The following is a 13,463-nucleotide window of genomic DNA, read 5'->3' on the forward strand; positions in this document are numbered from 1 at the left end:
TAGTAATTTTTGCTAAATAATAACGCAAACGGGGCACTGCCCGCCATCGCGAACAGTGCCCCGCACTATATCTCAATATAATTAAGCCAGTTTATGAATGATAGCAGCAAAATCTGCAGCTACCAGAGACGCTCCACCGATCAGACCGCCATCTACATCAGGAGATGCAAACAGTTCTTCTGCATTGGAAGGTTTCGCACTGCCACCATAGAGGATGCTCACATGTAAAGCCGCTTCCCTGCCGTATTTCGCAGCTATCTGGGAACGGATAAAAGCATGCATGTCCTGCGCCTGTGCAGCACTTGCTGTTAAACCGGTGCCAATCGCCCAGATCGGCTCATAAGCGATCACCACATCCTTCAGTTGCTCTGCACTCAAATGATACAGGCTTTCTTCCAGTTGTTTGGCTACATAATCATTCTGCGTTTCTGCCTTCCTGATTTCCAGCGGCTCTCCGCAGCAGAAAATAGGCTTCAGGCCATTTGCCAGAGACAGATCAATTTTCTTAGCCAGGGCAGCATTGCTCTCCAGGAAATATTCCCTTCTTTCAGAATGGCCGATTATTACGTAATCAACTCCAACAGATTTCAGCATCTCTGCAGATACTTCACCTGTATAAGCGCCGGACTTCTCAGAAGCAACATTTTGCGCTGCCAGGTAAAAACCAGGATTGTTCTTTAACAATGACTTTGCCTTCACCAGGTAAGGAAAAGGAGTGGCTACCACTACTTCCTGACCGTCCTTCAGCTTCAGGCCAGCCTGCAAAATGTCATTGATCAACTGTTCGCCCTGAGCCAGTGTCAGGTTCATTTTCCAGTTTCCAGCTACAATTTTTTTTCTCATGTCTATCTAATTGAATAATTAATTACCGGTTGATTGATACACAGCTGTTAACAGCCGTTCTTCTGCTTCCCCCAATGTCTGCCCTTTAAACTGCATCCACACACCTGCATCCTTTATAGCTTCTGCTAACCTGTATTTCCCTTGTGCCCCCCAGGCAAATGAAGGCACAAACTTAGGCTGAAAATCGCCCCCAAAGATATTACTTGAAACACCGACTACGGTGCCTGTATTAAACATTGTTCCTATTCCACAACGACTGTAGTCTCCCATGATCAGACCACACTTACGTCCTGCCGGGAAAGCTTCGTTACGGGCCTCCAGCCATACTTTCACTATACTACCGTTGTTTTTCAGGTTAGAACAGGTGGTATTGCCTCCAAGGTTACACCATTCTCCCAGTACAGCGTCTCCCAGGTAGCCGTCATGGCCTTTATTGGAATAGCCAAACATGACTACATTCTTGATCTCTCCACCTCCTACACAACCGGGCCCCAATGAAGTGGCCCCGTAGATCTTAGTCCCCATTTTCAGTACACCTGCTTCTCCCAGTGCAAAAGGCCCTCTTATTAAACAACCTTCCATCACTTCTGCATTACGCCCTATGTAAATAGGCCCTGTACTGGCATTTAAGATACTATGGTTCACTATTGCTCCTGGTTCCAGGAAGATATGCTCCCGTCCGCTCACCTTGTTATTCTCCGGCAAAGGAGCAGATTCCCGGCCGGCAGTCAGCAGCTCAAAATCATCCCGAAGGGCCTGATCGTTCAGCAGCATGATATCCCAGGGATAATTAATCATGCTTACCGGATCTGTAAAAGCTATCCTGGATGTAACATCCGGTATTTCCGCCGCCACTACCTTCGCCAGCACCGTATTATCCTTATATAACTCCTGCCCTGTTTCCAGGGAAAGTATCGCTTTCACTAATGTTTTAGAGGGAAGTATATGCCCGTTGATCAGGACATTGACAGTATGTTGCGTTATCGGGTATTTCTCCTGTAAATGGGGAACAGTAAAATAACTGGTACCGGTACCCAGGAACAGATCCCATTTTTCGCGGATAGTAAGAATACCCACGCGGCAAGCCGCTACCGGTCTTGTGTGAGTAAAGGGGAATAACAAATCGCGTGCGGGTGTGTCGAATAGAATGTAATTCCGCTCCATAAAGGCTAAAAATAAAAAATCCCATCGAAAAAGTCGATGGGATTCTATTAATTATTTTGAAAGAGCCAGACTAGGCTTTCTTTGCGTAACGTTTGTTGAACTTGTCGATACGACCAGCTGTATCCAACAGAATGTTCTTACCAGTGTAGAACGGGTGAGAAGTGTTGGAGATTTCCAGCTTAATTACCGGGTACTCGTTACCATCTTCCCATTTCAGCATTTCCTTAGAACTGGCGGTAGAACGGCTTAAGAAAGCAGTACCGTTAGACATATCTTTGAATATTACAAATCTGTAATTTTCCGGATGGATTCCCTGTTTCATTTGAATTAATTTTCTTTAGTTATCATACGCTAACCTCACACCTGGTTCGGTCTCATACGAATATTATTATAATACAGGCTGCAAAGGTAATAATATTTTTCAATTTCAACACCCCTGCAACCGAAATATTTTTAACTCTTCATATTTACAAACTGGAAAGGTACACCCAGGTCCGCTTCCCTTACTTTCTGCATAACTTCCTGTAAATCATCGATTTTCTTACCAGTTACGCGCACAATGTCATCCATAATGGCGGCCTGTACCTTGGTACCGGAATCCTTTATCAGCTTCACTACCTTCTTGGCATCTTCCTGCTTAATACCATTCCGCACCGGGATCTCCTTTTTATATACCTTGCCACTCTGGTAAGGCTCCTTACTCAGATCATAGATATTTGCATCCAGCCCATGACGCATTGTCCGGCTGATCAGCACATCTATCACCTGGGTCAGCTTCATATCACTCTCCACCTCCACGTTTAAAGTAAGGTCCTTCTTATTCAACTCCATTTCTACATGGGAACCCTTAAAATCAAACCGGGTGGTGATTTCTTTCTTTACAGTATTTATAGCATTATCAAGTGTTTGTGTATCCACTTTGCTAACAATATCAAAGGACGGCATAATTGAAATTATTTAGGAACAGCAAATATACTTGAATAGCATGGAAACAAAAACCCCGGGAATATACCCGGGGTATGTTGGCGGATTGAAGTCCGCTAACACGAGGTCACTTACAAGCGACCAACAACTGATCTATTAATCCATTTTGGAAACTTTTGACATACCGGAAGATGACTGGCTGATAGACGCATTACCTTTGTAACGCACATTTCCCATACCAGACACACTTATATCCAGCTTTTTATCCGCAAATACGTTCAGCTTGCCACTACCCGAAACCTCTACTCTTACATTATCTGAATGCAGATCGAACGCTTCTATATCACCGGAACCGGAAATCCCATAATTGGTAGAAGGGATATTCCCTTTCAGGTTCACCTTGCTGGAACCGGAGATCCGTACATTCAGTGCATTGGAAGTAAGGTCCATATCTGCTACCGTACTGCCACTGAAAGAAAAAACTACCTTATCCCCTTTCAGACCACTTTTACTGTAAAAACCACCACTTCCGCTGGAATTCAACGCTTCCAGCTCCTCTACCGTCACATAAATATTGATTGTCTTCGAAGGCTTGATCTCATACCCTTTTTTAGTATTGATACGCAGTTCATTACCATCCACAGTAGTCTCGATATACTGTAACAGGTTATCATCCGCCTCTATCTGTATATCACGCTTACTGCCCTGCTGTATATATACATTGTAATTGCCGGAAGTACTGATACTCTTAAAAGCATTCTGTGCACGCACTTCCTGTTTGATAGTGCCGCTTCCTTTAATGCGTTCATTGCGGTCGCCTATAGTAAAAGAGCAAAGTACAAGCAAAGCGATCACTAACGGCCCATATAAGGACCGGCCAAAAAGTTGCGTTTTCATAATAAGAATTTTTTGATTGATGGATTTGTAGTTATAAAAATCAGCGGCTGCTTAAAGCGATATCGCTGTATACTCCCTGGATATTTATTGAGGGCGACTGCTCACCTCCATTACCTGAAGTAGCGCTGTATATAAGGTTTGAATTCTTCTTAATAGAATTTACGTTCTTTAATGACAGCTCACCTGTTTTAAGATCTCCGCTATTAAGCGTTGCCTTGAGCTGGAAACCGGTACTCTGTAAAAATCCCAGCTTTACATCCGCATAGGTAAGGTGCATATCCACTCCCTTAAATCCCGATGATACGTTTTTCACTTCCATATCGCCGTACACCAGGTTCGCATTGATTTCCGACTGTACATCTGTAATATGAAAATCGGTATAGGTACACTTCGTAGTAATAGATCCTACTTTAGCGATAGTATAGTCATCATAGTTACCTTTTGCTTCCATCTTTCCTACCCATCCCAGCACGTATTCACTGTAATTGGAACTGGTGCTGAGTGATCCAACAGACTCACTACGGATATTGGAATAATTCGCTTTTATGATTACCACATCTGCTTTTCCGATCTTCCCTTTCTGACAGTAATTCATATGCATTTCCAGCGGCCTCTGTGCTTCCTTGATATCATAATTACAGTAGTTCATCGAGATCACTGCAGGGAAAGAAAGTACATCTGTTATGACATCTCCGAAATTATTATCGATGATTAAACGTCCAAGATCTTCGGGTAAATACACCTCATAATCTATGTTCACATAATCTTTCGAATCCTTTTTACCGCTACCCCAGGAAAACCACTTGCTGCCTGAGCCTGAAGGGTTATACACTGTTTGCAGACTAACGGTATTACCACCTGAATTACTGGCAATATCTACCATGTCATTCGTTGCCTTCGCCTCATCTATCGTCTTACCAAAACCTGTAATCGTAATAGTCGCCTTGATTGTATTCTTAGACCAGCTATGAATAATTACCTTACCGTATTTATTGGAAATGTTCAACGAGGTGGCATTACTACTATTGAACTCCTTAACGATGACTCTTTTAAATTCACTGTCTCCTTTAGATCCAAACGCAAACACTGGAAGTAACAGCAGTAACAGTATTTTAAATTTCTCTTTCATAATTTGGTTGCTTTTGTGTAACGGGCTGCTTATCGTGCAGCTCGTCCAATATTTTATCCAGCAGGTCCATTTTCAACTGATAATAATGTATCATGGCTGCTTTTATACGTTCATTTCCGGGATTTTGTATTAACTCGGTTTCCAGCACCTGGTAAGTTTCATTACGCAGTTCCAGTTCTTTACGGGCGGAACTATCCAGTCCTACTACGGAAGAAGGATATGCTTTAATAGCTGTTAACCGTTGTTCTATCTGGGATGTATAATACATTTTAGCATCCTGCAACTCAGGCGATACATTTTCCAGGTGTTGCGCCTTTTTCATCTGCAGAAACTGGAAAATCATTACACTGTTCACTACCAGCACCAGTACGGCTGCAGCTTTCAGCCAGTGACGTCCCATCATGTGTACAAGCCCTTTCTTAGGGGGCGCCAACTCCTTTTCCAGTTGCGCCCAAATGCCCGGCCCCGGGCCCTGCTCCTCAAAATCAGGCCGGTGTTGACTGATAAAATCCTCAAAACTCTTTTCTGGCATCAGCGAATTACATTTTTTTGTTTAACGATCTGCCTCACTTTATCTTTTGCCCTCATGTACTGTGTTTTTACTGTAGACTCTGAAATATCCAGCATAGCGGCAATCTCCTTATGCGAATATTCTTCAAAGATATACAGGTTCAGTACTGTACGGTAGCCCTGCGGTAATACATGTATAGCTTCCTTAATCGCAGCCACTGTCCAGGCAAAACTATCTTCATCTACCGCTCCACGATCCTCTTCCACGTCTATATTGTCCACTTCTTCAAAATACACTTTCTTTTTACGCAACCTGGAAAGACAGTGGTTTACCACAATCCTCTTGATCCAGGATGTAACACTGCTGGCACTCTCCAGACGTTCAATGTTCTTGAATATCTGCATAAAAGCCTCCTGCAGCGTGTCTTCCGCATCTGCAACATTTCCTGTCATACGCAAACAGATATTGTACATAGCCGCTGAATAAGCGTTGTACAGTTCCCGAAATGCGCGTACATCTCCTTTTTTGCACCTGTCTACCAGGTGGTCTGTTATGGTTGTCTGGTTCAAGTTGTTGGCGAATGCTTGCATAATAAAGACATTATTTTGTGAAAAGGTTGCACTAGACAGGAAAAAAATTTCTTCCAAATCGTAACAAACGCTGATAACCAATCAATTGAGAGTTTAAAAAAGGACGCGATCTAACGAGAGATCACGTCCTATCCATCCTTATATGTACCTAAAACCTAGGTCGAACCTAATTATTACTCTTCACCCTGTTCTGCTCGTCTTCCAAACCTGTTTTACGGGATCTTGCTTCCTTAATACTGGTACTTCCAAAGCGGTAAGTGAAGTTCAGCCTCACCTGCTGGCTTTCCCATTTGCTTCTTACTGAGGTGTACCGGCCGGCATTCTCAAAAGTGCCACGGAATACCTGGTTGTTGAAAACGTCATTCACACTCAGTTTCAAAGAACCTTTCTTATGTAATACCTGTTTGGATACTCCAAAGTCCATCGCATACATTGGTTTCATCCTAAACAATCCTTCATCTGCTACCTGTGAGGACAGGTAAAAGAAACTTACCTCTGTAGAGATCCCGGCCGGCAGGGTGAAAGAATGCTGTGTACGGGCCATAAATCCACCACCCTTAACACTCACATTCTCACCGTTTACCACTGTCTGATACTTACTGTAATTACCGGACAAATAAGTGAAACTGCTCCACCATTTGGTAATCGGTACCGGGAAAGAAATGTTCATTGTAAAGTTGTCTGACTTGGCCACATTCAGGTATTTATATCTTAAAATAGAACTGTCACCAGTCACTGCGTCTTTCTCTGCTTCTATGATCTGTGTCATCAGGTCTTTTGTATGGGTATACCCGATAGAGGTAGTTAAAAAATCTTTGAAAGTATGTGTCAGTTCTATACCGTTGGCATATGAAGGACGCAGGTAAGGGTTACCGGATATAATAGTGTACCTGTCCAGGTAAAACTCAAACGGATTCAGATCTTCGTAGCTGGGGCGCTGTAACCTTCTGCTGTAAGACAAACCTAACTGATGGTCCTTCGATACTTTGTAACTTAAAAACACACTTGGGAACAGGTTAAAATAACTGGTATCTGTTTTACGGTTGATCGTTACAGAATTACCTTCTACCTGTGTAGCTTCTCCACGAAGTCCTACCTGTAAACTCAGCTTCTTAAACTGCTTGTGAAAATTGATATAACCTGCCTGCACATTTTCCTTATAAATGAACTGGTTAGAACGGTTCACATCATATACCCAGTTATCATTGCGTAAAGAATCGAAACGGGCATTGTTATCTGTCTTTACAAAAGAGAACTTTAATCCTGCTTCAAACTTAGCCTCATGTTTCAGCGGATTTACATAATCAATTTTGATCGTTTTAATATCTATGTTAGATGGCTGTAAACTGCGGGAAGTATCACCATGCATATAGTTCTTACCGGCGGCATCCCAGGTAGTAGAAAAGATATCACCCTTTTTGGTTTCCTTGTTCAGCGCATAATCCAGGTCAATGTTTAACTCTTTACCCATTGTATCCAGCACACCCTTGTAGTTAATGTTATATGCCCAACGGCTCCAGTTAGAACTGTTTTCTGAATTCGTTTTCAATGTTGAATCAACTGATTCCCTTCCACCAATCAGCGTAGTAGAAGCAACAGGTGAAGTTGAATGCCTGAAACCTGCATCTACCATCACTCCTATCGTGTGATTTTTACTGATAAAGTAATCCATACCTACCTTGGCGCCATGGTAGTTAGGTGTATTGGTGTTTTCGCTCTGCTGATCAAATATGGTGAACTTGCCGTCATCCGTACCGGTACGGTATAATCCAAGATGCTGTTCGTTTGTACGGTGGTTATAATTATAGGAGCCAAAGAGATTGAACTTTTCATTACGATGGTTCAGGTTCAGACTGGCATTGTATTTTGGTGTAAGTCCATAAGCACCACCCAGGCTCACATTCCCATTGGTACCTACCGTTTTGTTCTTTTTCAGTTTGATGTTAATGATCCCGGCGTTGCCAGCTGCATCATATTTGGCGGAAGGATTAGTTATCAGCTCTATCTGTTCGATATTGCTGCTTGGCATACTCTTCAGCAGCTGGGCAACGTCCTGGGAACTCATATTGGTCAACTTACCATCTATCATTATAACAACACCATTCTTTCCTTTCAGACTGATGTTATCATCTTTATCAATTGTTACACCGGGTGATTTTTCCAGTACTTCCATGGCAGAAGCACCTGCACCGATGATACTGTTTTCAACGTTTACCACCATTTTGTCGGCATGCTGCTCAACAAAAGGCTTTTTACCAGTCACATTCACCTCTTTCAGATTCTTCGCATCTGTACCAAGAGATAAAGTGGCTATTTTAACAGCAGTACTGCCGCTTACTTCGAAAACAGGGCTATAACCCTTTTTCAAACCTACATAAGCTGCAGCTACCAGGTATTTACCAGGTTTTATCTGCTCAAACTCATACTGACCGCTGATATCGGCAATAGCGCCTTTTACCAGGGAAGAGTCCTGTGCTTTTAATAAGGTGATAGTGGCAAATTCAACTGGTTTGTTACCAGCCTGCATTACCTGACCGGTAATTTTGACCGGAGGGGTTGTTTGTGCGAAGGTCTTACAGACCAGCATGCTAAGAGTAATAAATGTGGCAATAGATTTCATATAAGGAGGATTAAGATGTATATATAGTTATCAGTTGTTGTATTAGTATGTATAGTTCTTTTGTTTCTACAGTTCTCCCACTTCTACAGTTCCTTTCTTTCTAAACTACAGTGTAAAGATAGGTAGTGTGTATCGCATAGTACATGTTTTTACATAAACGGTTCCTTGATAGGGATGATTGGTAATTTTTAAGTTAAAGACGTTTATAAGCAGATTTGGTTACAAACTTTCGGGGGCTGGATCAGTTCATTTATACCCGGAACAGCTTCGGAACAGGATCAAAACAGGCCTATAATATGACTATATAAGGATCATCCTACGTTCATCCTACGTTAGTATCGTAGGATGAACGTAGGATGATCCTTATCAGAAGCTTACCAAATCCTTATTAGAATCTTACCAGGAGCTTATCAGACATAGAAAAGCCCCACAATTCATCATTGTGAGGCTATATAATAATGTATAGTTTAATTATACCCAGCTAATCTGTTCCAGTACCTGCGGCAACAGCACCTGTACCTTCTCAAAAAAGACCCTTTCCTCTTTCCTTATATGTTCTTCCAGGCTTCTGGCCAGCAGGTCCATCGCATCAATCATGTCCTTAGTATCTGTAAGAGCACTGTACATACGGGATATTAAAGAGTGTTCCTGAGTCAGTTCCTTAATAAGGGCATCAATTTCTTCGTTTTTTCCCAGGCATAACTCAAAAAGATATTCTTCTTTCTGAATATGTGGTACCATTACTTCCTGGAATACTTTTACTATATAAGCCAGCTTGGCATCTGTTTCCAGTGGAAAGCCTTCATAAGGAGCTGCATCCTTCTTCAGATAGCGGCATACAAATAGTAAACGTTGATGTTCCTGAGATAAGGGTACTAAAGTAGTATGGCGTTGCATGGTTAGGACCTCGTTTTAGCTGCATTAAACACTTTACGGCTATACCAGATCAATACGGCTCCGCCAATTACCAACAAAGTAGAGATGATTTCAGCCTGGGTAGGATGAAATCCGAAAATATCATATTTAGTGTTTACCCTGATCTTCTCTACAAAGAATCTTTCTGCACCATTCATCATCAGGTAGATACCGAATATTACACCCGGTACAGTAATCTTTTTACGGATACTCCATAATATAAAGAACAATATCAGGCAGGCAATGATCTCGTACAACGCTGTAGGATATACGGCTACCGGCAACACACTACAGTACTTGCCGGTACAATCTGCCATCTGCACACCTTCATTAATAACGTTATGAGGATAACCATAGGCAAAGAACCAGTCAGGCAAAAAGCTCAATGCACCCGGTTTTACAAAAGGTGCATGCGGAATATGTTCCAGACTGGCATACTGCCTGGTAAAGAACTGTTCACTGCCTTTTACAACTTCCTGGAACTTAGAGGGATCTACCTGTGTAACCTTACCAGTGGCATCAGTTACATAACTGCTGTTATAGATACCCCAGTCTCCGTCTCCTGAAAAATGACAGCCCATACGGCCAATACCGTAAGCCAGCATCAATGCAGGTCCGGAGCTATCTATCAAATGAAAAATATTGATCTGTTTTGATCTTGCATAACGGATGATCACCACAGCGGCTACAATCAGCCCACCGTAAAAGGTTAATCCGCTGAAAGAGGTCAATGCCCCGATAGGGTCCTGTACGAAGTCGTTCCAGTTCTCCAGGTTATGGAAAATCTTGGCACCTATCAAACCGGCTACTGCTGCCTGCACGGTAAAATCAGGTACACGCTGATGAGGCATCACCATGATAGTACGTACTTCCTGTTTGGGTAATTGCTGTTTTTTGGAGGACCTGTACTTAAAGAATCCGAATACGATTGCCAGTACAATACCACCCTGCCAGCTGCCTTTTGTAGATAATATAAAGGACTGGAAATCCTGGGAAGCTTCTTCCCAGTTAAATGCTACACCTAATATTTTGTATCCCAGTACAAAACCAAGCAACGTATGCAGAAGTATTTCCGTCATGCCTACCGGCTTACCTACTGTTATTTTCTCCTGTACACCATGCAACAATCCCATTTGCTCCTTCCTTTTCAACTCGCTTGATAAAACATAAGCTGCTGCCAGGAAAGCAATGGCTACAAAGAAGCCAAATGTCTGAAAGAGTTTGAAAAAAGGAAGATCAAGACCAAACAGGTCTTTAAATGCGTAATAAAGATTAGGATACATAGCCAAAAAAAATTGGTGATCTGAAATTTCCCTATGAACAAAGCCGAATTAGTCGAAAGGAAAATCAAACCACCAAAGTAAGTTGGAAAAATTACAAATTCCAAATGATATTTATACTTAACGTCAAATGCTTAATACAATAACGTATCTCACGTTCCTGTATTAAGCATTTTCCTATACGTCAGATATTAGCAGTACTGATCAAACGCATCTGCCAGATTAGCCGCGATCATCTGAGCCGGGCGACCTTCAATCATATGACGCTCAATAAAGTGTACTAGCTGTCCGTCTTTAAATAAAGCGATAGCCGGAGAAGACGGAGGGTAAGGTAACAGGTGTGAACGGATCTGCTGGATAGCAGCTAAGTCAAAACCTGCAAAACTGGTAGTCAGCCTGTCTGGTTTCTTTTCACTATGCGCAACTGCCAGTAATACTCCCGGACGGGCAGTACCTGCAGAGCAACCACATACAGAATTGATCATTACCAGAGTCGTTCCTTCCTTCTTTAATATCTCGTCAACCTTATCAGATGTCAGCAATTCTTCAAATCCGTTATCTGTTAACTCTGCCTTCATTGGCATTACAAGTTCTGCTGGATACATATTAATACAATTTTTTTGTTCTTAAGTTTCTACAAAGTTAATCAATCAGGGGATAAATAGAAAAACTTGAATGAATATGACTTTCTGTCAACAATTCAAATATAAAACTGACAAAAAGTCTATACGATTAACCTGTTTCATAGCAAAATAGCAGGTTTAATGGCATGGTATCCCGTTTGCTTAGTAGTAAGTGTCGATAAATTTTCAAAAACATTAAAAACTTATAATCATGACTTACGTAAAATTCAACAACGCTCCTGTAGTAAAATCATTTGGTGGCCTGGTAGAAGACATTATTAATGGCACCAACCTCAAAAATTTTATCAAGGATGATTTTAATACTGCTGATTTCTTCGGCGCTCATCCTCCGGTAAACATTCTTGAAACGAAAGAAGCGTATATCATTGACCTGTTAGTACCAGGATTAAACAAGGAAGACTTTAAGATCAGCCTGGACAACAAGGTGTTAACTGTTAGCGCTGAGAAAGAAAAAGAAGCAGAAACCAAGGATGAAAACCAGAAACAGATCCGTCGTGAGTTCAGTTTCCGCTCATTCAAACGTTCCTTTACCTTAAACGAACAGGTAGATGCTACTAAGATCCAGGCTAAATACGAGAATGGTATTTTGAAAGTGACTTTATCAAAGAAAGAGAATATACAAGATCCGGTGAAAGCCATCGTGGTAGAATAGGTTGTGACAGAGAAGTGCGGAACGGAAATGTGACAGCGACGTGAGGAGATAATGTGGTAAAGATGAGAGGATTGGAAAGGAGAAAGGGATGTGAGGAGAGCATGTGACAGAGACGCGAAGATTGGAATGTGAAGAGATGTGATACAGTTGTATATGTCCTTCCCGGGTAAAACCGGGAAGGATTTCTTGTTTATAGCCCTTTTCATAATTAATACAAACGTTTCCATAATTCACACAAACGTTGAACAAGTATCCTGTTTTTATAGAATAATTTGCCATATAACCATAAGGCCTATGCCGCATTTATTTAACAGGATGACATCATTGACTGTAAAAGTCCATACCGCTGCTGAAAATGCAGTGATAGGCAATGCTTTGCAGTCAATTACCGACAACCGGGCACACTGTAATTACAAGCTGATATTCGATTATATGTTCTTCCATATACTGCTTTTAATACCAGAATCCCTGATTTCCCTGTATAACCAAAATACCACGGATTTGCTTCTATCATCAGTTTTCATGATATGTTTGCTATCTGGCCTACTACTTCTTAAAAAGGGAGTATCCACTAAAACTGTTAGTATAGTGGCTACTTTAACTACGCTGCTCCTCCCGATGGCTTCGTCCTTTTTCAATAATCAGGAAACTTCGGCTCCATATATAATGATATGGCTGCTAAGTATCATGTTCTGCTTTATTACTACCAACCTGGTTACCACCCTCTTTATGGGTGTCCTGGTATGTGGTTACCTTTACCTGACCACCTGGTTAAGCATTCACCAGATCACATTATTCCCTTCCGCTGGTCATACGAGCAACATGATTGCCTATTCAGCACCACTGATGTCCGGATTATACATCCTGTTCCTCATAAGGGTACTGGGGGCACACTACCGTAACATCTTCATCTTTGAAGAGAAACTGAGCCTGCAGAAGCAGAAACAACACTCTTCCCTTCTTAATCAACATCTTACAAAACAATTCATTATACTGAAAGGACTCTCCCGTTCCGGTAAGTCCAAATACCTGGATGGTAACAAGGAACTGCTGGAAGCCTGTCTGGGTGAAATCGAAAAGCAATGCGAAAGTGCGATTGATTACCTGGATGCGGGAAGATTACCGGAGAACTAACAGGGTTCCCTACACGAGTGTGTGAGGGTAAATGGAATACTGTAGTTCCCCAATAGAAAAATTACAACTTTCGGGTATTTCTTAGTTGCCTGAGTCAAACTATCTTTGGGCTCTCAAATAAGCCAGTCTTATTGTCCCTATACCGCCAGACCTTTTTGAG

Annotated in this window: 14 protein-coding genes; 2 read left to right on the plus strand and 12 right to left on the minus strand. The window is 41.9% G+C overall.

Annotated elements, in window-relative coordinates; genetic code table 11:
• Positions 1-81: 81 nt before the first annotated feature.
• The 12 genes from tpiA to BMW86_RS01445 form a co-directional block, all read right to left on the minus strand.
• A complete protein-coding gene (gene tpiA / locus BMW86_RS01390) occupies positions 82-843 on the minus strand; it encodes a triose-phosphate isomerase (RefSeq protein WP_089778240.1) in 762 nt (253 codons plus the stop codon).
• An 18-nt stretch (positions 844-861) separates the two neighbouring features.
• On the minus strand, positions 862-2,007 hold the full coding sequence (locus BMW86_RS01395) for a putative sugar nucleotidyl transferase (RefSeq protein ID WP_089778242.1): 1,146 nt from the start codon (positions 2,005-2,007) through the stop codon (positions 862-864).
• Positions 2,008-2,077: 70 nt separating this feature from the next.
• The gene (locus BMW86_RS01400) at positions 2,078-2,329 is read right to left on the minus strand and encodes a type B 50S ribosomal protein L31 (protein ID WP_089778244.1); all 252 of its coding nucleotides are present in this window, start codon (positions 2,327-2,329) and stop codon (positions 2,078-2,080) included.
• Positions 2,330-2,460: 131 nt separating this feature from the next.
• Complete coding sequence (locus BMW86_RS01405) at positions 2,461-2,952, minus strand: YajQ family cyclic di-GMP-binding protein (protein ID WP_089778246.1); 492 nt, start codon at positions 2,950-2,952, stop codon at positions 2,461-2,463.
• A gap of 135 nt (positions 2,953-3,087) precedes the next feature.
• Positions 3,088-3,828, minus strand: a complete 741-nt coding sequence (locus BMW86_RS01410) for a head GIN domain-containing protein (RefSeq protein WP_089778248.1) — start codon at positions 3,826-3,828, stop codon at positions 3,088-3,090.
• A 40-nt stretch (positions 3,829-3,868) separates the two neighbouring features.
• Positions 3,869-4,957 carry a hypothetical protein gene (locus BMW86_RS01415; RefSeq protein ID WP_089778250.1) on the minus strand — a complete coding sequence of 363 codons (1,089 nt, stop codon included), beginning with the start codon at positions 4,955-4,957 and terminating at the stop codon, positions 3,869-3,871.
• Positions 4,941-5,489, minus strand: coding sequence for a hypothetical protein (locus BMW86_RS01420; RefSeq protein WP_089778253.1), 549 nt, complete (start codon positions 5,487-5,489; stop codon positions 4,941-4,943). The genes BMW86_RS01415 and BMW86_RS01420 overlap by 17 nt, the downstream gene beginning before the upstream one ends.
• The gene (locus BMW86_RS01425; protein ID WP_089778255.1) at positions 5,489-6,058 is read right to left on the minus strand and encodes an RNA polymerase sigma factor; all 570 of its coding nucleotides are present in this window, start codon (positions 6,056-6,058) and stop codon (positions 5,489-5,491) included. Before BMW86_RS01425 ends, BMW86_RS01420 begins: the two co-directional genes overlap by 1 nt.
• Before the next feature lie 166 nt (positions 6,059-6,224).
• Positions 6,225-8,678, minus strand: coding sequence for a TonB-dependent receptor (locus BMW86_RS01430; RefSeq protein WP_089778257.1), 2,454 nt, complete (start codon positions 8,676-8,678; stop codon positions 6,225-6,227).
• A gap of 471 nt (positions 8,679-9,149) precedes the next feature.
• The gene (locus BMW86_RS01435; RefSeq protein WP_089778260.1) at positions 9,150-9,575 is read right to left on the minus strand and encodes a hemerythrin domain-containing protein; all 426 of its coding nucleotides are present in this window, start codon (positions 9,573-9,575) and stop codon (positions 9,150-9,152) included.
• A 2-nt stretch (positions 9,576-9,577) separates the two neighbouring features.
• The gene (locus tag BMW86_RS01440; RefSeq protein ID WP_089778262.1) at positions 9,578-10,876 is read right to left on the minus strand and encodes a prolipoprotein diacylglyceryl transferase; all 1,299 of its coding nucleotides are present in this window, start codon (positions 10,874-10,876) and stop codon (positions 9,578-9,580) included.
• Positions 10,877-11,064: 188 nt separating this feature from the next.
• Positions 11,065-11,478: a BrxA/BrxB family bacilliredoxin gene (locus BMW86_RS01445; protein WP_089778264.1), complete on the minus strand. Its 414-nt coding sequence runs from the start codon at positions 11,476-11,478 to the stop codon at positions 11,065-11,067.
• Between the two features lie 229 nt (positions 11,479-11,707).
• Between BMW86_RS01445 and BMW86_RS01450 the strand changes: the two genes are divergently transcribed.
• Together BMW86_RS01450 and BMW86_RS01455 are read left to right on the plus strand one after the other, a co-directional pair.
• Entirely contained in the window at positions 11,708-12,169 is a 462-nt protein-coding gene (locus BMW86_RS01450) for an Hsp20/alpha crystallin family protein (protein ID WP_089778266.1), read from the plus strand.
• A gap of 294 nt (positions 12,170-12,463) precedes the next feature.
• Positions 12,464-13,303, plus strand: a complete 840-nt coding sequence (locus tag BMW86_RS01455; RefSeq protein ID WP_143056452.1) for a hypothetical protein — start codon at positions 12,464-12,466, stop codon at positions 13,301-13,303.
• Positions 13,304-13,463 lie beyond the last annotated feature (160 nt).

The organism is Chitinophaga sp. YR573 (assembly GCF_900110995.1).
Taxonomy (GTDB): domain Bacteria; phylum Bacteroidota; class Bacteroidia; order Chitinophagales; family Chitinophagaceae; genus Chitinophaga.